The organism is uncultured Algoriphagus sp. (assembly GCF_963974365.1).
GTDB lineage: Bacteria > Bacteroidota > Bacteroidia > Cytophagales > Cyclobacteriaceae > Algoriphagus.
In genome coordinates, this window is sequence record NZ_CAXBBX010000003.1 from 375,321 (window position 1) to 397,550 (window position 22,230).

Annotated in this window: 20 protein-coding genes; all 20 read right to left on the reverse strand. The window is 34.7% G+C overall.

Annotation, left to right across the window (positions count from 1 at the left end; translation table 11 throughout):
• Nucleotides 1-80 precede the first annotated feature (80 nt).
• On the reverse strand, nucleotides 81-1,718 hold the full coding sequence (locus AACZ87_RS06105) for a capsule assembly Wzi family protein (RefSeq protein WP_339865809.1): 1,638 nt from the start codon (nucleotides 1,716-1,718) through the stop codon (nucleotides 81-83).
• A 17-nt stretch (nucleotides 1,719-1,735) separates the two neighbouring features.
• Nucleotides 1,736-2,290 (reverse strand): WcaF family extracellular polysaccharide biosynthesis acetyltransferase, encoded by a 555-nt coding sequence (locus tag AACZ87_RS06110; RefSeq protein ID WP_339865810.1) that lies wholly within the window; start codon nucleotides 2,288-2,290, stop codon nucleotides 1,736-1,738.
• Nucleotides 2,287-3,435 carry a glycosyltransferase gene (locus AACZ87_RS06115; RefSeq protein WP_339865811.1) on the reverse strand — a complete coding sequence of 383 codons (1,149 nt, stop codon included), beginning with the start codon at nucleotides 3,433-3,435 and terminating at the stop codon, nucleotides 2,287-2,289. The genes AACZ87_RS06110 and AACZ87_RS06115 overlap by 4 nt, the downstream gene beginning before the upstream one ends.
• Before the next feature lie 27 nt (nucleotides 3,436-3,462).
• Nucleotides 3,463-4,473 (reverse strand): hypothetical protein, encoded by a 1,011-nt coding sequence (locus AACZ87_RS06120; RefSeq protein ID WP_339865812.1) that lies wholly within the window; start codon nucleotides 4,471-4,473, stop codon nucleotides 3,463-3,465.
• Between the two features lie 7 nt (nucleotides 4,474-4,480).
• A complete protein-coding gene (locus AACZ87_RS06125) occupies nucleotides 4,481-5,422 on the reverse strand; it encodes a glycosyltransferase (RefSeq protein ID WP_339865813.1) in 942 nt (313 codons plus the stop codon).
• Nucleotides 5,419-6,624: a hypothetical protein gene (locus AACZ87_RS06130; protein ID WP_339865814.1), complete on the reverse strand. Its 1,206-nt coding sequence runs from the start codon at nucleotides 6,622-6,624 to the stop codon at nucleotides 5,419-5,421. The genes AACZ87_RS06125 and AACZ87_RS06130 overlap by 4 nt, the downstream gene beginning before the upstream one ends.
• A 75-nt stretch (nucleotides 6,625-6,699) precedes the next feature.
• The gene (locus tag AACZ87_RS06135; RefSeq protein ID WP_339865815.1) at nucleotides 6,700-8,202 is read right to left on the reverse strand and encodes a polysaccharide biosynthesis C-terminal domain-containing protein; all 1,503 of its coding nucleotides are present in this window, start codon (nucleotides 8,200-8,202) and stop codon (nucleotides 6,700-6,702) included.
• Between the two features lie 23 nt (nucleotides 8,203-8,225).
• On the reverse strand, nucleotides 8,226-8,852 hold the full coding sequence (locus AACZ87_RS06140; RefSeq protein WP_339865816.1) for a CatB-related O-acetyltransferase: 627 nt from the start codon (nucleotides 8,850-8,852) through the stop codon (nucleotides 8,226-8,228).
• Between the two features lie 557 nt (nucleotides 8,853-9,409).
• Nucleotides 9,410-10,609 carry a Coenzyme F420 hydrogenase/dehydrogenase, beta subunit C-terminal domain gene (locus AACZ87_RS06145; RefSeq protein ID WP_339865817.1) on the reverse strand — a complete coding sequence of 400 codons (1,200 nt, stop codon included), beginning with the start codon at nucleotides 10,607-10,609 and terminating at the stop codon, nucleotides 9,410-9,412.
• Nucleotides 10,610-10,809: 200 nt separating this feature from the next.
• Nucleotides 10,810-12,018: a polysaccharide pyruvyl transferase family protein gene (locus AACZ87_RS06150; protein ID WP_339865818.1), complete on the reverse strand. Its 1,209-nt coding sequence runs from the start codon at nucleotides 12,016-12,018 to the stop codon at nucleotides 10,810-10,812.
• Nucleotides 12,019-12,200: 182 nt separating this feature from the next.
• Nucleotides 12,201-12,746 (reverse strand): dTDP-4-dehydrorhamnose 3,5-epimerase, encoded by a 546-nt coding sequence (gene rfbC, locus AACZ87_RS06155; protein ID WP_339865819.1) that lies wholly within the window; start codon nucleotides 12,744-12,746, stop codon nucleotides 12,201-12,203.
• Entirely contained in the window at nucleotides 12,743-13,612 is an 870-nt protein-coding gene (gene rfbA, locus AACZ87_RS06160) for a glucose-1-phosphate thymidylyltransferase RfbA (RefSeq protein ID WP_339865820.1), read from the reverse strand. The genes rfbC and rfbA overlap by 4 nt, the downstream gene beginning before the upstream one ends.
• A complete protein-coding gene (gene rfbD, locus AACZ87_RS06165; protein ID WP_339865821.1) occupies nucleotides 13,609-14,490 on the reverse strand; it encodes a dTDP-4-dehydrorhamnose reductase in 882 nt (293 codons plus the stop codon). The genes rfbA and rfbD overlap by 4 nt, the downstream gene beginning before the upstream one ends.
• Nucleotides 14,483-15,535 carry a dTDP-glucose 4,6-dehydratase gene (rfbB, locus tag AACZ87_RS06170; RefSeq protein WP_339865822.1) on the reverse strand — a complete coding sequence of 351 codons (1,053 nt, stop codon included), beginning with the start codon at nucleotides 15,533-15,535 and terminating at the stop codon, nucleotides 14,483-14,485. Before rfbB ends, rfbD begins: the two co-directional genes overlap by 8 nt.
• Nucleotides 15,536-15,544: 9 nt before the next feature.
• Nucleotides 15,545-16,732 (reverse strand): GDP-mannose 4,6-dehydratase, encoded by a 1,188-nt coding sequence (gmd, locus tag AACZ87_RS06175; protein WP_339865823.1) that lies wholly within the window; start codon nucleotides 16,730-16,732, stop codon nucleotides 15,545-15,547.
• Between the two features lie 78 nt (nucleotides 16,733-16,810).
• A complete protein-coding gene (locus AACZ87_RS06180) occupies nucleotides 16,811-17,797 on the reverse strand; it encodes a GDP-L-fucose synthase (protein ID WP_339865824.1) in 987 nt (328 codons plus the stop codon).
• A 163-nt stretch (nucleotides 17,798-17,960) separates the two neighbouring features.
• Nucleotides 17,961-18,317, reverse strand: a complete 357-nt coding sequence (locus tag AACZ87_RS06185; RefSeq protein ID WP_339865825.1) for a four helix bundle protein — start codon at nucleotides 18,315-18,317, stop codon at nucleotides 17,961-17,963.
• Between the two features lie 57 nt (nucleotides 18,318-18,374).
• Nucleotides 18,375-19,373: a sugar phosphate nucleotidyltransferase gene (locus tag AACZ87_RS06190; RefSeq protein WP_339865826.1), complete on the reverse strand. Its 999-nt coding sequence runs from the start codon at nucleotides 19,371-19,373 to the stop codon at nucleotides 18,375-18,377.
• Nucleotides 19,374-19,556: 183 nt separating this feature from the next.
• Nucleotides 19,557-20,873 carry a UDP-glucose/GDP-mannose dehydrogenase family protein gene (locus AACZ87_RS06195; RefSeq protein ID WP_339865827.1) on the reverse strand — a complete coding sequence of 439 codons (1,317 nt, stop codon included), beginning with the start codon at nucleotides 20,871-20,873 and terminating at the stop codon, nucleotides 19,557-19,559.
• A 708-nt stretch (nucleotides 20,874-21,581) separates the two neighbouring features.
• Nucleotides 21,582-22,193, reverse strand: coding sequence for a hypothetical protein (locus AACZ87_RS06200; protein ID WP_339865828.1), 612 nt, complete (start codon nucleotides 22,191-22,193; stop codon nucleotides 21,582-21,584).
• Between the last annotated feature and the right edge of the window lie 37 nt (nucleotides 22,194-22,230).

The window sequence follows — 22,230 nt, forward strand, 5'->3', positions numbered from 1 at the left end:
AAGTTGAAAGTCGTTAAGCGTTAAAATGTTAAAGGTTAAAAATGTTCAGCGTTAACGTTTTAACATTTCAACAAAATATTTTACTTGAATAAATAAATCAGATTCACCTGTGTACTGGTGGAGAAAAGGTTATTTTGAGTCGGGAAATCGACGTCACGCTGACTCCCCAACTCCTGGGACCAGTAGTAGTTGGAAGCATAGGTAAAAAGCATCCTTCCTGAGAAAATCAGATTCTTCCACTGATGGTCAAATACCGGACCTGCTGTGAAATCCACCCAAGGTTTATAACCATTTTTGGCAAGGTCAGCGGTATCGTAGAAGTCAGCAAATGGCGCTCTTCTTTCAAAGTACATTCCAATTTTATTGAGATTTTCAACTAAAGATAATTCTATCATCTGCACATTTGCTCCCATACCTGCACCTACGCCCATTGCCTGATCCCAATTGGTAAATCCACCTATGGTCCCATTTGTGCCCCAAGGAGTAGTACTATTGGCTCGTACCACCCAATTCACTGATTGGGCTTGCTGAGTCATTTCAGATCGAACCTGGATTAACTTCTCTCCGGGAAGATTGAACACCTTATTCAAGCCAAGAATATAGGCTCTAGAATGAGCCGGGCTTAAGGTCAAATCTCTTAGGTTTAGTGCATGATCCCTTCTTCCAAACTCGCCATAAAACTCCAATCCAGCTTTAGGAATTACCTGTCTAAAGAAAACCGTGATCTGTTGATCTCTTCCCCTATCTGATTCTCCAACTAAATCAGATCCCACTTGCTGCTTACTCACACCCCAGAATACAGGAAAAACATCAATAAATTTCTTAGTACTAACAGAATCGGTGAATGTCTGAACAGTTCGTGTGGCTCCAAAGGAAAAGCCTTTTATCCACTTTGGTTGTATGGAAAAAGTGAGCGCATTGAGATACCTTGGTCTATTTCTAAATTGGTTTACTCGACTATTTAAATCATCTTCTTGAAATGGTTCAAATTTTTTAGATTTTGGAAGACCTGAAATCAATTGAAATTCAAAGCTGCCAAAAAAAGTTTTAGCAGGTCGGTGCGTACCGGCAGTCACATGAAAGAATCCAGGTGCATTATTAGAGAAAGTTAAAGCATTCCATTGCCCTGGTCCCCACCAAAGATTTCGTGTTGATACTCCAGCTTCAAAAGCACCCAGTTTACCAACAACTTTAGATTGACCTAATCCAATTCTAGAATAGCTACCATCGCCAAAAGTTTCAGGCTGATCTCCACGTGCCAAAGCCTGAAAAAAGTAAAAATCAACGTTAGGTCCAGTTAGAGTCTGATAACCTTCATAAAAAGAATTTTGAGCAGCATTAATTTCAGGCTGAATATCAATTTCAAAAAACTTATGGGAAGCGAATACACCACCGGATGCATAAACCTGTAGACCTTTTCCAGGGATCATTCCCTGAGGACTATACCAGTAAGGTCTGGAAGAATTTAGAAAAGTAGATAATCTTATTGGTACTACGCCCAACTTGATGGAAGTTAGATCCTTCTCGAAGGAAGCATTAGGAAACTTTATACCAGGCTGCTGCAGAAAGGAATGGTTTAAAGAATCTGACTTACTTGGAATTAGCTGTCCCCTACGAATAGCTTCTTCATAAACTGGATAGCCTGAAGGTATCGATTGTGCAAACAAATTCCCAAATGAAATAAAAAGAATAAAGAAAAATAAAAGATGTCTCAACATTAACAATAAGTTAGAAATTATTTCCATCGTAAACCTACATTAACTGCAGGATTACCTCTAAAAATACTGTTTTCTGGTATAGATTTGGTAATTATTGAACCTGCCGCAATAACACTATCCATACCAATTACCACATCAGGACCAACAAAAACAGAGGCTCCAACCCAGCAGCCATTATCAAGAGTAATTGGTCCATTTCTATATTTCATAGCAGGATCTCTGTAATCATGGTTTCCACCACAGAGGAAAGCCCGTTGACTAAGACAAACATTGTTGCCAATTGTTAAAAGTTCAAAGTTTAATAGAAAAGCTTCTTCTCCTATCCAAACATTATCTCCTACTACCAATTTCCACGGAAAATGAATATTTACACGTGGTTTAATGACCAATCCAAACCCAATTTTTGCTCCAAATAAACGTAAAATTTGAACTTTTAAAGATGAAGGAAAGGGGAATGCAGAAAGAAAAATAATCCATTTAAAAATATACCAAACAGTCTCTTTAAACTTGCTTGCTCCACGATCAAGACCCAAAGATGATTCAAATAAATCTAATCTAACTTTTGAATTCATTGGATCCCTAATTGCTTAATAAACTGCAATGCAGCTTTTTCAATAGTGAAATATTTCATATAAGTATTCTCAGCAGTACTTCTGTAATTAATTTTTGAGCTATTATTTAATTGCAACCATTGTTCCAAAAGGTTTTTTACACCAATTTTTGTATCTGATTTAACTATTCCTCCCTCACCCTCTACGATTTCTTTCCAAATATTAATTTTATCAGAAATTAAAACCGGAGCACTGCAAGCTAATGCTTCTACTACAGCAATTCCAAAATTCTCTTGATGACTGGGTAAAACAAAGGCTTCGCTCAAATATAAAGCACCCCATTTAGCATTTCCTTGAAGCATACCTGTAAAAATAATATCATCACGATCAGAAACTGAATCTTTCATAGATTGTGCATATTTACTAGATAAAGGACCGGCTATTACGAGTTTAGGAATGGTTTCAAACTTGTTTTCTTTAACAATAGAAGTGTAACTATCAAGAAGTAGATCAATACCTTTCTTTTCATGAATACGACTCAAAAAAATAAAATAAGGAGTATTTTCCTTTAAGCCTGAAATTTCAAGAAACTCATTTTTCATTTCATTAATGTAAGGTGGAGGTTGTTGAATTCCATAACCCACATTAATTTCATTTTTAGGATGGTAATCTTTGAATGATTTACAAGCCAGTTCTTTTTCCCTCTGGCACGTAAACAGAACCCCATCAACTCCGTTTACAACTTTTTTTTCGAATAGATGCCAGAACACAGAATTTCTAAAAGATTTAAATTTTCTATCAGGGGCTTTCTGAAAATAAGGATCAAGCATACCATGAGGCATCACATACAATTCTGGGTAAACTGAATTTCTTTTTTTGAACATGTTCCACGTACGAAATGTACCATAACTAGTATGTAACCATAAGCCATGAATTAGAACAATATCAAATCTTGCTAAATTGGATAATAACCACTCACTTAATTTTGAATTATATGCATAAGGACTAACACTTGCCCCTATTTTATGAATTACAAAATCATCCGTCAAACCATAGTCAATAGAGGACTTATCAAAACAAAGTACTTCATTTTTAATACCTAACTTTTTTAATGCTGGAATACTATTTCTTATTCCTTGACATGGGCCACCATAAGAGGGATTCATAGTGACTATTATTCTAAGTATCATCATTTAATTAAAATCAACATGATTAATAATGATTTCACAAAACCTTTTCCACGAATTGTCATTTATAAACTTTTCAAAATCGATTTTTGACAATTTAGGGAACTTATTAACAATATGATTAATATCCTCATAGGTATCGTAAACAGAACATAAATTGAGCATAGATAGATCTAAAAACGCACCCTTGTTAGGTCCGATAATGGAACCATGAAATGAAATAGTGTCCATTAAAGCTCCTGAACTTGAAACTGAAGATGATAAATAAGGAAATAAAACAAACTTCGACCTATTAATATATATTCGTAACTCTTCAAAGGAAATAATCCTATTTTCAAAAGTAACTTTTTTATCCACAAACCTATTTATAGAATCTTCATAAAAGGGGTCTTTGCACCTACCTACAATTTTTATAGTCCAACTATTGTAAGACAAATTAGAATTATAATATTTTAAAAAATCCAAGACACCTTTGTACGGATCAATTGAACCCCATATCAATAAATCAAAATCTTTATTTGCGGAATCTTCATTATTAATAACAGTAGAATGTTTTATCGGATGATTAATGAATAAAACATTCTCAGGTAAAGATGCTCTTAACTGAGCATAGCTTTTAGCTTCTTTTGAATGTGTAACAATTAAAGATGAGTGTCGAAATAAAAGGTTTTTGACAAAAGATGAAATATAAGTCTCACCAGTATGTGGATGAATATTATGCATTATCCATACTATTTTAACTTTTCTAATTTTAAGAACTAAAAAAGATAATAAAAACAAAATAAATTGAAAATATCCAAATTTTCTATTTCCAATATTTTCCAGCCAATTAAATATGACAACATCAAATTTAAACAAATGCTTGATAAAATCTAAAATTGAAATATGAGCAAATGAATTCTTATTTACAACATCTACTAATGTAGAATCAAATCCATTAATTAGATTTTCAATATAAGGATTGTTTACAATATTCCGACCAGCACTAACCTTGGGGGGGTACACATATAGTTTCATTCAAGCACTAATTAGATTTAATTTGCTTAACTCTTTCTATAACTGAATAGACTATCTCAGCAAATGAAATATTGAACTCCTTACGACTATTAAACCAAAATTGAATATTCTTAATAAATCCTGTTTGATATGAATTTGTTATAGTCCTGATTTTCTTCTTCCTAACGTATTTATTTATTTCCTCTTTCAAAACAGTATTTAAAAAATAGGAATTATCTAAATTAACGTCTAAGTTATCAAGAAAATTTTCAAGCCAAAATTTTTCTTTAAAAAGTGCTTCCATTTTCAATTGACTATTGCCACCAGAAGAAATAGTTTGACTATTTCTTCTATAAAGAAAATTAGGTTTATTAAGATGAGCTATTCCTTTTTCACCAATTGCCCTGTAAACAGATATATCATCTGAAGCCCAGGCTAAAGGTAATTTATAAAAACCATCATTTTCTTTAAGGTTGTCTGTCCTAAACAAAAAATCAGAAATAAATTGTTGCCTCAGAGACTTAATTCGATGCCAAATATTATCTAAAACATTTTCATATTCAGGCCAAGAAGGAGTAAGATCAATAGGCATTGAATCCTCATTTATGATGATTGATCTACAATGATAAACATCCAAGGCTGGATACCGGCTAATTAAATCATTAAAATCCTCTAAGTATGAAGGAGCTAATTTGTCATCATCACCCATCAATACAAAAAAATCTCCAGTAGCATGAACCAGACACTTATTCCAATTGTCGACAACATTTTCAGCGCCACAATTAACTTCATTCCTAAAATATCTAATTCGGGAATCACTAAATGAAAACACTATCTCTTCAACATTTTGAGGAGAACAATCATTAACAATAATTAACTCGAAATCCTTATAACTCTGAGAAAGAATACTACTTATACATTCTATTAAATAAGCCTCTTTGTAAGCAGGAATTCCTATAGAAAATTTCATTTATATTGATAAGTTTTAGACGTACACTCTAATACATATAAAGATATACTAAACATTATAACACTATATGTGACAGATGATGATAATAAATTTGTTAAGATTAAGAAAATAAGATATAATTTAGCATATTTATATTTGATAGGAACATTTTGATTAATAATTCTATAAAATATAAATAAATAAATAAAAAGCCCGAATAACCCAAATCTAATAAAAATCTCAGCATAGCCAACATCACTCAAATAAAATTCATATTCTTCATTAATTCTACTCTCATATTTACCAAAAGAAGATTCTGAATGAGAAACTCCATTACCAAATAAAATCCCAAGAGGATTGTTATCGTATTCAGTAAAAAAAAATCTATATTCTTGAATTCTAGTATTCTCTTCTCCACTATTTTGATCATTAGCTTGCTGCTCTGAAAGAGTAATTAATTTGCCAAATACAGAATCAGAATCTACATTAAAATTAAACCCAACTAACAGAAAGACTAAAGATAAAACTATACCTATCCATAAATATCTTGTATTAAATAATATATAAATAATAGCAACTGAAAACGAAAAGAAAATATACTGTCTAATTACATGAAGAAAAATCACAATAAACAAAAGACTAAATATATATAACCACTTGATTTTTCTAGTTTCAACATACCTACTTACAGCAAGAAAAAAACTAAGATGTACAATACCACTTCCCGGAATAGACAATCTAAAAATCCCACGTGAATCAGTCAATTTATCCTCATCCAAACCAAAAACTAACTCAGGTGCCTTAAATAAACCATAAAGCCAAAAGCATATATAGATTATACAAAAAAACCATATTAAATTTTCAACAAACTTAATGTTAGGTGAGAATTTTAATAATAAGAAAAAATAGATAATTGCTAAGTAGGGTGCAGTACTTCTAAATCCTAATAATAGACCTTGACCCCAAAATAAAAAAGATATTATAATAGTAACAATCATTAATATTATTAAATCTAAGATTAAGTTTCCATATAGATACTCCTTTTTGAGAAATAAAGGGAAAACAACCAACAAAGAAATGATAACGAAACCAAAATAAATAGCTTTTGCTACCTGAATATTAAACCCAACGTAATAATACAGTGAAAATGAGAAAACAGGAAAAATAATTAGAAACAGATGACTAATATTGTTTACCTTAAAAATAGAACTTCTTGGAATCATAAAAATAAATCTAATTTAAATCGACTAAAAAAAATATTTGATCCGTTATACAGCATACTAAAATTAAAAATTTGATTATTTATTAATAATATTGCCAATCTCAGCTTTAATAACTTTATCATCAAGTATTTTAAACATAAACAAGAATACTAAGAAGCCGAACAACCAAGCAAATTCTTTAACTAATAAAGCAAGATAAATATCACTAAAATCAAAATCTATCGAGAAAACAATAAGAGTCATAAATATACCAACAGACACAGGTTTGATGAAGGAAGTAAATACTCTTATTGAGCTGATATCCAAAACTTTATTGTTGAAATAAAAATAATAAAAAGACATTTGAATCACAATGTAGACACCATATCCAATGATGGCTGAACCAACCTCATAGTACGGAATTAAGATAACATTAATCAATAATGATAGCACGCATGCAATAGCTGAACTAACAACCAACATCTTGGTTTTTCCACTCGCCAAAATCAATGTGGCTACAGGAGTATTATGTAAATAAAACAATATGGTCATAACCCAAATCACTAACCATGGATACAAATCCGCATACTCTTTGCCTACATATATTAATAAAATCTCTCTACCACCTACTACAAATGGAAAGCATAAGATAGAACATGCAACGGAAGTAAATAAAGTAGTCTTATATGCAAATTTAGAAATAGAATTTTTATCATTATCCAAAAGCAATTTTGATGTCATTGGCAGTAATATGTTAATAAACATACCACCAATTGATATAATAAAAATTGTTATAGTTTCCATAATTCTAAATTCAGCTAAAACATCACTTGCATTGCTAGAATAAATACCTAGTAAGATAGGTCTTAATTTGGTAGCTGACATTTGAAAAATACCCATGGCAATAATAGCCAGACTATACTTAAAAATAACATTAAAGTTATGCCAGTCTCCTCTTGGCATAAACCCAAAAATAAGTCCTGATTTTTTACATTCTAAGTAGTATGGAAAAATCATAAAACAATTAGCTACACAAAATAAGAAAAAATATAATTCTAAATTTAAATCAAACTTTAAGGTAATAATTATAATTAATAAATTAAGAAAAGACCTTAGAATGTTTATTTTTTGTATAAACTTTATATTATGATTAGCTATAATTAATTGATTAAACACACTAGTAGACCAATTAATTACTGTAAATCCTGCTAGAATGAGAAATAAATTTTTTAATGCTAAAGCCTGCTGAATATCTATAGAAAAAATAGTCATTCCATAGAATGAAACCCAGATAAGTACAACAGTATTTAAAATACCAATAATAGCATAAAATGAAATGCTAGTTCTAGCAGCAGAGTCTAAAAGATTAAACTTTTTTTGAGAAATCCACTCTGAAAAAAATTTAATTGCTCCTGTATTCACTCCCATATCTAACAACTGCAAATAGGCATTTACAGATATGGCTAGAGAAATTAGACCGAAATTTGATTTTCCAAAAAAGTCTAAGAGTAAAGGTACAGATATAAACTTAACTAATGCGTCAAACAACTTGGCACTAGTACTCCAAGCAAAAGAACTAATTACGTATTTACTACTCATCTACTAATGGAAATTCTGAGGATTTACTTTTGATCTGTACGAATAATATTTTTCAAATAATCAACCTGATTGAGTAATTCATCTTTAGAAAAATTCCACCATTGAGTTTGTTCAAGAGAAGATACTATTTTTGTGTTGAATCGACTTCCAATAACCTTCGCAGGGTTACCAGCTACAATCTGATAAGGATCAACATCTTTTGTTACTACACTACCAGCTCCCACAATTGCTCCATTTCCAATATTTTTCACACCTGGTAAAATTATAGCCAACTCTCCAATCCACACATCGTGACCAACAATAAGACTAGGTCGATCTAACATATCTTTTTTAACAAAACCAGCAATAGGGTTATAAAGGAACGGGTGCGAGGTGAAATTTTCTTTTGGATGATTTGCCCTAAAAATTCTAATTTCAGGAGCGATGGAACAGTAGTTTCCAAATGTTACCCCACTAGGTATATTTTTTTTAGAAAAACATCCACCATATGATCCATATCCAATTGTAACGTTCCTTTCCTTACTATAAATAGTTCTAATAGTATTAGAATACATATAACCACCTTCCCTTGACAGTATAAATTTGGTTAAAGTATTTCTAAATAATTTCGGTAAAACAAAATACAAATTTACTAGAATATTGCTCGACATTTCTAAAATTATTATTAGACCTATTTACTTTTATAAATAAAATTATCAACAATTAATCAACAAGACACAAGATATAATTTATCGGAAAAATAAAGACGATTATTTTAATATACCGAATTAGCATTTTACAAATTCACTCAGAGAAAATAGTAATTATAAAAGCGAATGAAATTAATATAACAGTCCCCATAAAAGACAAATCATGAAATTATAACATTCATATATAAACAATACAACTTCATTTTGCGACAATTTAAGAGTATTCCAAAGATCCAGTCAAATTTAACTTAGAAATTATCAAATGGATAAGGACCTAGCAGGGGAAAGACGCCTAATTTCTTAGTGCTTAAGAAACTCCCTAAAATATAACACAGGTAGCACCCTTTAGAAGGATCTAATATGGAAACAAATTATGAAGTATTGTATTTTATATATGAGAAAAACCTTAAAAATTACTAAGTAGTATTAATTAATATGTTTAATTGAAATGTATTTATAACTAAATTAAATAAAAGTAATATTAAAATAGTTTAAGTACTTTAAACATAAATTATAGACTAAATCCTCCTATAAGTTCCAGCAAATTCTCTAAGCGCTACCAAAAAAGGGACTTTTCTTAAGTTGATTGCTATTCCTAGATTTTTAAAATTCAGCTTTTTCCTCTTTGAAATTAAAAATGCAGAGATTCTTGCTCCAATCTTCAATCTTCTATTATATTGATAAGGTTGCATCAATTGAATCTTATTTATAGAAAGAGGTTCTAATACAATTTTAATATCTTTTTCAGCATTCTTAAGAACTAAATCACCTTGCGATGAACGAGAAATAATCAAACTATGACCATCCTTTTCAGTAAAGTCAGGATATCCATCCTTTGTCTCCCAAGCATCCCCAACAGCTATGTCTGCTTGAATTCCAATACCATCAGGGCAAAGTTTACATCTTAGGTTCAAGTGTTTATTTAGCACTGTACCCCATGATTCATTATATGTTTTTCTGTAGACTGTACTTGTATTATCTCGAAAAGAAAAATAACCTGGCCAACCATTGCCCCTATAAACCAAATCTTTAATAGGCCTTTTTGCATTGAAAGCATCGACTATATCTGAAGTTCCTTGAAAAGACGGCATACCTGCACACATAATCGAAACAGTCAATTTAAATCTATCTTTATATATTGGAAATTCCTCAAGAAAATTCTTTAATGCAGATATATCGCATGGTTTTCCAACAAACATGTAATTCTGCGAATCTTTATCTAGGATATCGAAGATCTCGTTAAATATGTGAGCAGGAGCATACCGAGATGAAGCACATTCTAATACTTCTTCACGTGTAGTAGATATTCTAAGTGTATTTCTTTCATAATCTGCACTATCACCCCCTACCTGCATTACTCCATCCACCACTCCACTATCTAAAGCATAAATCGCTAACCCACTTATAATTCCACCAGAAGAACCTTTTGTCCTAATTTCAGTATCTAAAGAAAAACCTGACCACAAGCTCTCAATGTGCCCCCATATACTTTCATTGGGGCCAAAATTAATGTCATTAATTACATTTATTCCAGGACAAATTCTTTCGATAATTGCCTCTTTTTCAGGTAAAATTTTTTTCACATTAGGATGAATAAAGCCATCACTTCTTAGCTCCATCTCTACTGCATCCTTACCACATATACTTTGGCATAACCCGCATCCTAAACAAACTCCTAATTTATCAATATTTACAATTTTGGATGATTTCTCTAGCATAAGTTTATTTTTATGTGATAATTCAAAATGATACCAGTAGCGATAGTCATTTTTTTTCAAAGAAAATTATAACCCTATTAAGGTTGGATGACCGAAAATGCCCATATAGCTATAGCGAAGAAAAGCTGACCTAAAACTTAAAGTTAACCTTATTCTTAACTGCTTTTTGATCTTTACTCTCAAAAAAGTGAAAGTAAATGTTATTTTATTAATGATTCGTAAAGTATCTCCTTTAGACGATTTAACCTTGGCTTAATAATTTCCTTTTCACTTTTTGCAATATCCTCCGCTAGAGTAGCTCTATTTTCATAACCGTGTATAATTTCGCGTAATACATCCTCCTCACTAGAGTTTACACAATCACCCATCCACTTATACTGTAATGTATCTTTAAAGAGTCCATTAAATTTCCTACTATAGGCCATTGGTACTACTGGAACGCCTGAAGAAAATGCCGCTATGCAGGAATGCATCCTACCTCCTGTGAAAAAATCTAATCCGCTAATATAGCTCTTGGCCTCAATAGGGTTTACAAATTTTGATGGAACTACTACATTGGGATACAACTCTTTTATCTCTAATGAAACTGCATAGTCGTCTTCAACAGACATATTTGCAGGAACTACATGAGGAATTAAATGTACTTTTACTCCATTTAATTTACTAAAGTATTCAATAGTTTTAGTAACCAAAACCTTATAATCAGTCATCATCTTAAATTGATTATTCTTGGTATACCCACCATTCCATAAAAGTCCAGAAACATTTATACCAATATTAATATTCTTACCATCAAATTCCTTTCGCTCAAAAGGCATATAAAATGCAACATCTATTGACTCCAATATTTTGCTTTCAGGAAGGTGCTTTTTACTATAATTATAACTCTGTAGATCCCTTCCAATCACCTTATGAACTTTACCCATTGCATTGAATGCTAACTTTTCATTTTTTGGGCTACTAAAAGGACCAATTGTTTGAGGTAACATTACTTGTTTTATTCCTAAACGGCTAAAAAGCATTTTAGAATTTAAAATTCTTTTAAAACGTACATCACCATATATGTCAGAAAAACTGTCTCCCTCCGCAATATCGAAAACACAATCAAAAGAAAACATACGAATAGTTCCAAATCTAATAGGTTTTAGCAACATCTTAATCCAAGACTTAGGATTACCATAATCTAAACCAACTATATTATGAAATTCAATCCTTTTAGAATTAATTGAGACAAAATCCTCACCTTCTTTAGAACTACCCCAAAAAGATATCTTTCCTTTAAGATCATGCTCATCTAAAGTATCATGTATTAAAGAAAGAGCTGAATATGCTAATGCTCCAACTCCTAAATTACCGCTGTAAGGGTTGGCCCACACAATTGCTATATTTATTTCACTATTTGGTTTCATAGACAATGAGTTGATAAAATTTACCTCTTATTTATTTGATATATATATTCTAATGATATTGATGAGAAGCACGATTGGTAATTACACTTTACTATAAAATAATCTATTCACCTTAAAACAGTAAATATCTAAAAGCAAAGATCAAAATATCTCTCTCGACAATATTAAATGCTTTTTTTCATCTACAGTTCATTGCTTGAAAACGAGGGTAATTGCCAATCTTTTTCCGAAACAATAAGAGAATCTTTGGGCAATTTCCAATCAATAGACAAATCTTTGTCATTAAAAATAATTCCAGCCTCGGATGCCTTATTGTAAAAGTTATCGCACTTATAGAAAAATTCTGCTGTATCACTCAACACCACAAAACCATGTGCAAAGCCCCTTGGGACAAATAGCTGTTTCTTATTTTTATCACTTAATTCCACAGCTACATACTCCCCGTAGGTCCCAGATTCTTTTCTCATATCCACTGCCACATCAAGCACAGCCCCTGAAACTACCCTAACTAATTTAGCCTGGGCCCATTCACCAGTTTGGTAATGAAGGCCTCTTAATACTCCCTTGCTCGAAAAGGACTGATTATCCTGAACAAAAATAGTTTGGGTTTCAGTAAGCTTATTAAAAAGTTCTTCATTGTAACTTTCAAAAAAGTATCCTCGCTCATCTTCGAAAACCTTGGGTTCAAGGATAAAGCAACCCTTTAGGCGTGTTTCTTTGGTAATCATTTTTTGGTATCTAAAAGTGATAAAAGATTTTTTCCATATCCGCTTTTTAAAAGTGGCTGACAAAGAGCTTTGAATTGCTCTTGGTCTATATATCCCATCTCATAAGCAACACCTTCTATAGCTCCTATTTTCAACCCTTGGCGCTCTTCAATGACCTCTACAAATTGTGATGCTTGCATAAGAGAGGCAAATGTTCCTGTATCCAACCAAGCTGTACCTCTATTTAAAATACTTACTCCTAGCTTACCTCGTAGAAGATACTCCTTATTCACATCTGTAATTTCAAGTTCCCCCCTTTTGCTAGGCTTAATATTTTTTGCAATTTTAATTACTTCATTGTCGTAAAAATAAATACCGGGAACAGCATAATTGGATTTTGGTTCAAGAGGTTTCTCTTCAATAGAAACTGCCCGACCCTCTTTATCAAATTCCACTACCCCGTAGCGCTCCGGATCATGCACATGATAGGCATAAATTATTCCTCCATTAGGATCATTATTAGCCTGAAGAAGCTTACCGAGACCTGTACCATAAAAAATATTATCTCCCAGAATTAGTGCCACTTTATCATTTCCTACAAACTGCTCACCTATAATAAATGCCTCAGCTAAACCATTTGGATGCTCTTGAACTGCATACTCAAACCTGCATCCTAGTTTAACACCATCTCCTAACAAATCCATAAATAAAGGAAGGTCTTTAGGTGTTGAAATAATAAGTATTTCTCGAATACCTGCCAGCATCAATACAGAAAGTGGATAGTAAATCATCGGTTTATCATAGACAGGCATTAGCTGCTTGCTTATTGATAGCGTAAGCGGATGCAGCCTTGTTCCGGAACCTCCTGCTAGTATAATTCCTTTCATTTATACTTACTTTTAATTTTGGCTAAACAATTTTTCAGACTATCCTTATACGGTGGTATATTAATAGAATACGTTAACTTAATTTTCGATTTATCCAATAAGGAATAATTTGGCCTTTTAGCAGGCGTAGGATATTGATTTGAAGTTACTCCATTAATAGTGCAATCAGAGTCCATTAGCTCTTTAATATCCACAGCAAATTGATACCATGAGATTTCACCTTTATTAGAATAATGATATATACCTGAGACCCAATCCTTAGATGAAACAATACTCATGATGGCAGTTGCCAAATCTAAGGCGTAGGTGGGTGAGCCGATTTGATCGTTCACAACATTTAATTCACTACGCTCATTCATCAATTTGATCATCGTTTTAACGAAATTCTTCCCGTATGATGAATAAACCCAAGCTGTGCGGATAATTACACAATCTGGACAATTTTCCATACATCTCAACTCCCCATCCCTCTTGGTGGCACCGTATACGTTTATGGGATTGGTGGGTTCTGCCTCTGTAAGAGGTAAGCGTGAGGTACCGTCAAACACATAATCCGTTGATATGTGGATTAAGCGAGTAGAATTCTCAGCACACCATTTTGCTATAACTTCAACAGCTTTGTGATTAATTTCATCCGCCAGTTCAACCTCAACTTCTGCAGAATCTACCGCAGTATATGCTGCACAATTAATAATAAAAGATGGTTGTAAGGTGTTCAGATTAGTAGTGATAGCTGATCGATCTGTAAAAGAAAAATCGCTTTGATCTACAAAATCAAATTCCAAATCAGGATAATCTGATGCTAAATCCCTTAGCTCACTCCCCAACTGCCCGTTGGATCCTGTAACCAATATTCTTTTTGCCTGAGAATTATTCATCTATATATTGCGTTGTATAATAATCCTGATAAGCTCCAGAAGTAACATTATTAAGCCATTCGGTATTATTCAAGTACCAATCAATAGTCAAATCTAAGCCTTGCTCGAAAGTTACCGATGGCTCCCATCCCAATTCTTCGTTAATTTTAGATGCATCAATGGCATAACGTAAATCATGTCCCGGACGATCTTTAACATATGTTATTAACTTTTCAGAAGTACCAGGGACATTCTTAAGTTTTACATCAATGAGCTTACAAAGTAACTTGACCAGATCAATGTTTTTCCATTCATTAAATCCTCCTATATTATAGGTTTCTCCATTAGAACCTTCATGAAAAACTTTATCAATTGCTAAGGCATGATCAATGACATAGAGCCAGTCTCTTGTATAATTCCCATCTCCATATACCGGTAAAGACTTAGAATTTAAAACATTATTAATAAATAATGGGATTAACTTTTCAGGGAAGTGATTTGGCCCATAGTTATTTGAACAATTGGAAATAACTATAGGAATTCCATATGTTTCATGAAAGGCACGTACAAAATGGTCTGAGCTTGCTTTAGAAGCTGAATATGGGGAATTCGGGGCATAAGAAGTTTTTTCAGTGAATAATCCTTCACTACCTAAAGAGCCATACACTTCATCTGTACTAACATGATAGAATCTTTTGCCTTCATAATTATCTTTCCAAATTTCTTTAGCAGAATTGAGCAAGTTCATGGTTCCAATTACATTAGTTTTGACAAATGCAATTGGATCTGTAATAGAGCGATCCACATGAGATTCAGCAGCCAGATGTATTACTCCATCAAACTCATACTTTCTGAATATTTTCTGCAAATATTCATTATCCACTATATCTCCTTTAAGAAAAGTATAATTAGACTCTTTTTCTATATCTGAAATATTTTCAAGGTTACCTGCATAAGTTAATGCATCTAGATTATAGATATGATAAGAAGGATAATTCTGTACTAACCTCCTAACTACATGCGAACCTATAAATCCCGCTCCTCCAGTCACTAGAATTCTTTTCATAATATCTTCTTATTCTGATTGTCTATAAACCTCATGTCCACCTTCTGCCAAATGCAAATCCTTTTGCATAAGCCTGATATCAGAGATCATCATATCTTCTACCAAACCAGCTAAATCGTATTCGGGCTTCCAGCCTAATTGGGTTTTGGATTTGGTAGGGTCGCCGAGGAGCAAGTCGACTTCGGTTGGGCGGAAGTAGGTTGGATCGACTTTAACAAGAATAGTACCTATGAGTTTTGAGCCTTCGTACTTATCGACTCCCGTCGATAAGGTGCTCAGGCTGACACCAGTTGCTACTTTATACTTATCGTTATCAATAGAGTCCAATATTCCTACTTCATTGACACCTTCTCCCTCCCAGCGGATTTTGAATCCTACATGTTCAAAGGACATTTGGACGAAATCACGCACCTTGGTAGTCACACCTGTAGCTATTACAAAATCCTCTGGTTTCTCTTGTTGAAGAATTAACCACATGGCGCGTACATAATCTTTCGCATGTCCCCAATCTCGAAGTGCTTCCATATTACCTAGATAAAGGCAATCCTGCAACCCCATTGCTATCGCTGCGGTGGCCATGGTTATTTTTCTGGTCACAAAGGTCTCTCCTCTTCGTGGAGATTCATGGTTAAAGAGTATTCCATTGCAGGCGAACATATTATAGGCTTCTCTGTAGTTCTTGGTAATCCAGAAACCATAGATTTTTGCCGCTCCATAAGGTGAACGGGGATAGAAAGGAGAGTTCTCGTCATAAAATCCAGCAGCATTTTTATTCTCCGGCATACCTCCATACAACTCAGAAGTAGAAGCTTGGTAAATCCTTGTTTTTTTTTCCAGACCTAAAATTCGAACTGCTTCCAATATTCTTAATGTGCCTAGCCCATCCACATTAGCTACATACTCTGGGGAATCGAAGGAAACTTTCACATGGGACATAGCGCCGAGGTTGTAAATCTCATCTGGTTGTACCTCTTGGATGATTCGAATGATATTCATGGAATCTGTCAAGTCACCGTAATGCAATTTGAAATTCACCTGATTCTCATGCTGATCCTGATATAGGTGATCTATTCTTTGGGTATTAAAGGAGGAGGCTCTACGTTTGATCCCATGGACCATATATCCCTTTTCTAAAAGTAGTTCAGCAAGGTAAGAGCCGTCTTGTCCGGTGATGCCGGTGATAAGTGCTGTTTTCATGTTGTATTGTTAAATGTTAATTGTTAATCGTTAACTGTTAAGCGATATCGTCTTAACTTTTAACATCCTAACTTTTAACTATAATTTCACTTCTTTAAAGTTCTCCTGATTCTCCAGGAACCATTCGTAGGTTCTCTTGATTCCTTCTTCCAATCCTACCTTGGCCTTCCAGCCTGCATCAGTCATTTTGGATACATCCATCAACTTTCTTGGAGTACCATCAGGCTTGTTGGAGTCCCAGATGATTTCTCCGGTATGGCCTACGGTTCTTTGGATCAACTCCGCTAATTCTTTTATAGTCAAATCCACTCCAGTTCCTACGTTATAGAGGTTGTCCTGAAACTTATTTTCCAAGGCAAAAACTACTGCGTCTGCTAGGTCTTCTACGAAAAGGAATTCGCGCATAGGTGTTCCACTTCCCCACAGTGTTACTGATAAGTGCTCCTTATCTGCTTCGACTTCGCTCAGCATAGACAATTGTGGTTGTTTCGCCTCATGAAATTTTCTGATCATAGCAGGAAGCACATGGGAAGTAGTTAAATCAAAATTATCATGGGTTCCATATAAGTTGGTAGGCATTAGGGAAATGTAATCCTTGCCAAATTGCTTTCGGATTGCTTCGCAGGCTTTTACTCCTGTAATTTTAGCAATAGCATACCACTCGTTAGTTGGCTCCAAAGGACCAGTCAATAAATACTCCTCCTTTAAAGGTTGAGGGGCTAATTTAGGGTAGATGCAGGAAGAACCTAAAAAGATAAACTTTGCTACATCAGCTTTTAAAGATGAATCAATCAGGTTATTTTGAATTTGCATATTTTCCATCAAGAACTGATAGGGATAGTTGTTATTAGCTAATATCCCACCTACTCGTGCTGCAGCATCGATCACCACTTCCGGTTTTTCGCATTCAAAGAAATCAGCTACTTCAGGTTGACTTCTAAGATCCAATTCCTTTGAGGTTTTGCCAATAAGGTGTGTATACCCTTTAGCTTCCAAAGCTCTCCATATTGCTGAGCCTACCATGCCGCGGTGGCCAGCGATGTATATCTTTGTGGTTTTGTTCACTCTATTGATTTAAATAATAATTAGGTTAAGGACAAATTGTTAAGCGTTAAAATGTTAAAGGTTAAAATGTGGATTGGGTTAACATTTAACTTTTAACACCAAGAAGGAAAGCATGGTCTAAGGGTTAAAATGTTAATTGATAAAGCTTCACAACTTCTATCTATCATTTGTATCCTTTCCCTCCACTATTTTTAAGAACTTGTATTAATGCTTGAATTTTGAATTTTAAAATATCGGTTAATCTTAAAATCTCGCTTTGCTCAGAGTCATCAACAAAACCAGCATCCAGAGCTCTGAATGATTGGGATCTTACCTCTCCATTCGAACCCTTTGCGATGTATAAAAAATTAATAAATTCTTTATTTCCATCTCTTTCAAATCCTTCAGCAATGTTATCCATGATGGATCCTGCAGCTGAATTAAATTGTCCACAGAAGCGAAAATCTCTTGAGAATTGTTCCTTTCGAGTTAATAACCGAACCTGTAAACAAAGCTCACGAGCCAATTTCCAGATCTCCAACTCTTCAAAAGATTTTACACTTGACACGGTTAACCTTTAACTAATTAACATTTAACTTTAAGAAACTAACTCCGGCTTCTCCTTCTCCAATCTCTCAAAAACCTTCTTCACATCTTGGGCATTGTCTTTTTTGAGTACGAGAATGGCGTCGGATGTTTGTATAAGCAGGGTGTTTTTTAGGCCTAAAAACTCTGTATGGAGATTCGTTCCTATAACCATATTTCCTTTGGAATCGACAGGATGACCTTGTTTTTTGAAGTGATCGTAAATGGATTCAAAAGAGCCCATGTCGGACCAGGCAAAGGTTGAAGGCACAACCTTAATTTTATCTGTCTTCTCCATCACCGCATAATCGACGGATATGGAAGGGATATTCATAGAAAGATCAAAATCAAGTTTACCTTCCTCAGCTTTTTCAAAAGCAGTTTTTGATGTTGCATACACCTCTGGTTCAAAGGACTTCAACTCATCCAGATAAACTCCAGCCTGAAAGCAAAACATACCGGAGTTCCAAAAGAAATTTCCGCTTTTGAGAAATGCCTCTGCAGTTTCCTGGTTTGGTTTTTCGCGAAAACCTTTTACCTCTTCACCTTCTGCCTCTATATATCCAAAACCAGTTTCAGGTCTAGTAGGTTTTAATCCAAAAGTAACAATATAGCCTTCTTGGGCAAGTTGGATAGCTCTCTCCACTGCGGTGTTATAGGCAAGCTTAGAGGTAATCAAGTGATCTGAGGGGGTAACAAACAGAATGTCTTCTGGCTTTGCAGCAAAGGCAGCAAATGCAATTGCAGCAGCTGTGTTGCGTGGGCAGGCCTCAATGATTTCCACGAATCCTTCCGTTCCGGCAGAGTTTAAGTCTTTCCGGGAAAGCTCAAAATTGTCACAGTTTCCTACCACCATTGTCTGATCGCAAAATTCCGCATTTCTTTTAACTGTACTTTGAAACAGCGTTTCTCCATCAAAAATGGGCAAGTATTGCTTAGGCTGGGATTTACGGGAGAGTGGCCAAAGTCTAGAGCCTACTCCTCCGGAAAGGATGACGTTAATTGTTTTCAATGAAAAATTGGTTTTTGGTTGGAAGCTTAAGGGTTAAAGGTTAAAATGTTGAAGGTTAAAAGTTAAAGGTTAAAAGGATATTCGTTAACTCTTAACTACTTAACTTTTAACAAATGATCTGTATTAGTGTATGGTTTGAGATCTCACCTCCACAACTACGGATCGAGAGAACTATATCGAGGATTAACTTCCGATTCCGAAAGATTCGAACCCTAAAGTCTTCAGATATTTTCTATCATATATATTTCTACCGTCGAAGATCACCTTGTTTTTCAATAGCTTTCCTACTACATCCCAGCTTGGAATTCTGAATTCGGACCATTCGGTAACCAACAGCAAAGCGTCTGCATCTACCAAGGCATCGTAGGCGTCTTTGCAATAGGTCACCTTATCGAAGATGTAATGTTCTCTGGCCTCCTCCATGGCTATAGGATCGTAGGCTTTCACCGTAGCTCCCGCAGCTCTCAATTCATCGATAATCACTCCAGCAGGAGCTTCACGCATATCGTCGGTGTTTGGTTTGAAGCTCAATCCCCACATCGCAAAAGTCATCCCTGTCAAGTCCTCACCGAAGTGAGCTTTTACTTTCTTAGATAGCACATATTTCTGATCATCATTCACATCCTCCACAGCCTGAAGAACTCTCAGGTCATAACCATATTGCTTAGCTGTTTTAATGATTGCTTTTACGTCTTTTGGGAAACATGACCCCCCGTATCCTACTCCTGGGTAGATAAACTTATTCCCTATTCTTGGATCAGAGCCGATTCCCTTTCTTACCATGTTGGCATCCGCTCCTACCAATTCACATAAGTTGGCCACGTCATTCATGAATGAGATCTTGGTAGCAAGCATGGCGTTCGCAGCATACTTGGTCATCTCTGCAGATGGAATATCCATATAGATGATTCGCTCCCCACTGAGTTGGAATGGCTTATACAGACGCTTCATGATCTCCTCAGCACGTTCGTCATCCACACCGATCACAATTCTGTCCGGCTTTAGGAAATCCTCCACTGCTGCTCCCTCTTTCAGGAATTCAGGGTTTGATGCTACCGCAAACGGTAAGTCAGAACCGCGCTTGTCCAAAGCTCCTTTGATTGCTCCACGCACTTTCTCGCCCGTAGTAACGGGCACTGTACTCTTGGTTGCCACCACAATGTAATCAGTCATTTTTGTACCGATTTCATCTGCCACAGCCAGTACATATTTCAGATCCGCGGATCCATCTTCACCTGGAGGTGTTCCTACCGCTATGAAAGCGACTGATGCGCCCTGTATGGCTTCACCCAAATCAGTGCTAAATTTCAGTCTACCACTTTTGAAATTTCTGACAACAACCTCTTCCAGACCTGGCTCATAAATAGGCATAATACCTTTTTTGAGGTTATCAATTTTTTTCTGATCGATGTCAACACAAGTTACTTCGATTCCTACGTCAGCAAAACATGCTCCGGACACCAGACCTACATAGCCTGTACCTACTACCGCGATTTTCATTGTCGATAAATATGTTAGATTTAAAAAAGGTTTAGACACTGTCTGGACGCAGCTTCGCCCCTTCAGCCCCATTCTGTAGTCAAAAAAGCAAGGTAATATTCTTCCCTGAAAATAGGTAGCTACCTATTTTCACCGGATAATATATCTTAACTTATAAGATTGCAGATGGACTTAGCTGGTACTAGCTGCTTGGTGAAAAACTGAAACGGATCAAAACCAGGTTTTTTGGGTAGAAAGGCATAAAAAGTGCCTATGTATTGCTTATGAGGCTTATTCACCCGTTTCATGCTGTAAAGATAAGAAAGTGAGTAATTTTTGTACTCATTTTTTACCCTTATTTTCTAATTAAATTTTATAGTCTCATACTTGGATTTTCTGATTGTAAGCATTTCTGAGATGTGAGAAATTATGTATTTCCTGATTATAAGCTTGATGTCTGTAATAGGAATTTATTTTTTCATTCTGTCCTGCTGATGCTAATCGGCAGACAAATTCCCCCGCCAGATAGCAGGCAGGGATTACCAAAGTTGACTATACTCTACGAGGAACAGGGTCTATTGCTGCAGAGTCAGCTATTGGTCTTTAGTTGATTAGTTCATACTAGAATTATTAGGTTCAACATATTTTAACAAGTGACAAACCTCTGTAATCGAACAAAAAAGACGCTTGGATACTGGTTTAGGAATTTGCATGAGAGTCTGACTAAAGCTAGTGAATCTGCTTTTGTGCACTGGAAGTATTTTTAGCTAGTATGATTTTCTGTAATATATCACTCATATGATTAGGCGCTACTATTAACCACAATTGAGAGTCTACCATTCCCTCCAAGAGGCCCCACTGTCCATCAGACATAACTTTTATCAGGCGCTGATTGCTTGGAGCCGTAGCTTCGAAATTCCTGAGAAATTTTGCAGAGAGCTTATCAAAAGATTGGCCATAATCGTAGGTGCGTTGGTAAACCGCCATCATTTGGTCGGCACAATAGAAAATATACCTGCTACATCGAGGATTTTCGACCCGCTTGATAGAACGGATTACTTTATACCTTAACCCATCTAGCTGAAAGGAAGCTATTACCAAAGCCGGTAAATGCTGATCTATATCCAGTTCATGGTGAGCAAAATCCAGATAATCCTTATCCATATCTAAATTTAAGCATCCTAGGGACTGAGATAAGAATTGGAGCTCACGGAGCATGGCAATAGGATCAAAGGGCACAGGCTTTCCGTAAAATTTAAACTTCACATTTATTCCTGAAATCTTAAGGGATCTGGAATGGTAACCTGTTGCCAACTTACTCAGATAGTTCAAAATGTCCATGGTCAAATTGTAGCCAAACAATGGTTTAAATTTAAAA

Excerpts from the sequence above, each read along its gene's own strand:
- AACZ87_RS06105 (WP_339865809.1), bottom strand. The coding sequence starts at position 1,718 with ATGTTGAGACATCTTTTATTTTTCTTTATTCTTTTTATTTCATTTGGG.
- AACZ87_RS06110 (WP_339865810.1), bottom strand. The coding sequence starts at position 2,290 with ATGAATTCAAAAGTTAGATTAGATTTATTTGAATCATCTTTGGGTCTT.
- AACZ87_RS06115 (WP_339865811.1), bottom strand. The coding sequence starts at position 3,435 with ATGAATCCCTCTTATGGTGGCCCATGTCAAGGAATAAGAAATAGTATT.
- AACZ87_RS06120 (WP_339865812.1), bottom strand. The coding sequence starts at position 4,473 with ATGAAACTATATGTGTACCCCCCCAAGGTTAGTGCTGGTCGGAATATT.
- AACZ87_RS06125 (WP_339865813.1), bottom strand. The coding sequence starts at position 5,422 with ATGAAATTTTCTATAGGAATTCCTGCTTACAAAGAGGCTTATTTAATA.
- AACZ87_RS06130 (WP_339865814.1), bottom strand. The coding sequence starts at position 6,624 with ATGATTCCAAGAAGTTCTATTTTTAAGGTAAACAATATTAGTCATCTG.
- AACZ87_RS06135 (WP_339865815.1), bottom strand. The coding sequence starts at position 8,202 with ATGAGTAGTAAATACGTAATTAGTTCTTTTGCTTGGAGTACTAGTGCC.
- AACZ87_RS06140 (WP_339865816.1), bottom strand. The coding sequence starts at position 8,852 with ATGTCGAGCAATATTCTAGTAAATTTGTATTTTGTTTTACCGAAATTA.
- AACZ87_RS06145 (WP_339865817.1), bottom strand. The coding sequence starts at position 10,609 with ATGCTAGAGAAATCATCCAAAATTGTAAATATTGATAAATTAGGAGTT.
- AACZ87_RS06150 (WP_339865818.1), bottom strand. The coding sequence starts at position 12,018 with ATGAAACCAAATAGTGAAATAAATATAGCAATTGTGTGGGCCAACCCT.
- rfbC (WP_339865819.1), bottom strand. The coding sequence starts at position 12,746 with ATGATTACCAAAGAAACACGCCTAAAGGGTTGCTTTATCCTTGAACCC.
- rfbA (WP_339865820.1), bottom strand. The coding sequence starts at position 13,612 with ATGAAAGGAATTATACTAGCAGGAGGTTCCGGAACAAGGCTGCATCCG.
- rfbD (WP_339865821.1), bottom strand. The coding sequence starts at position 14,490 with ATGAATAATTCTCAGGCAAAAAGAATATTGGTTACAGGATCCAACGGG.
- rfbB (WP_339865822.1), bottom strand. The coding sequence starts at position 15,535 with ATGAAAAGAATTCTAGTGACTGGAGGAGCGGGATTTATAGGTTCGCAT.
- gmd (WP_339865823.1), bottom strand. The coding sequence starts at position 16,732 with ATGAAAACAGCACTTATCACCGGCATCACCGGACAAGACGGCTCTTAC.
- AACZ87_RS06195 (WP_339865827.1), bottom strand. The coding sequence starts at position 20,873 with ATGAAAATCGCGGTAGTAGGTACAGGCTATGTAGGTCTGGTGTCCGGA.
- AACZ87_RS06200 (WP_339865828.1), bottom strand. The coding sequence starts at position 22,193 with ATGGACATTTTGAACTATCTGAGTAAGTTGGCAACAGGTTACCATTCC.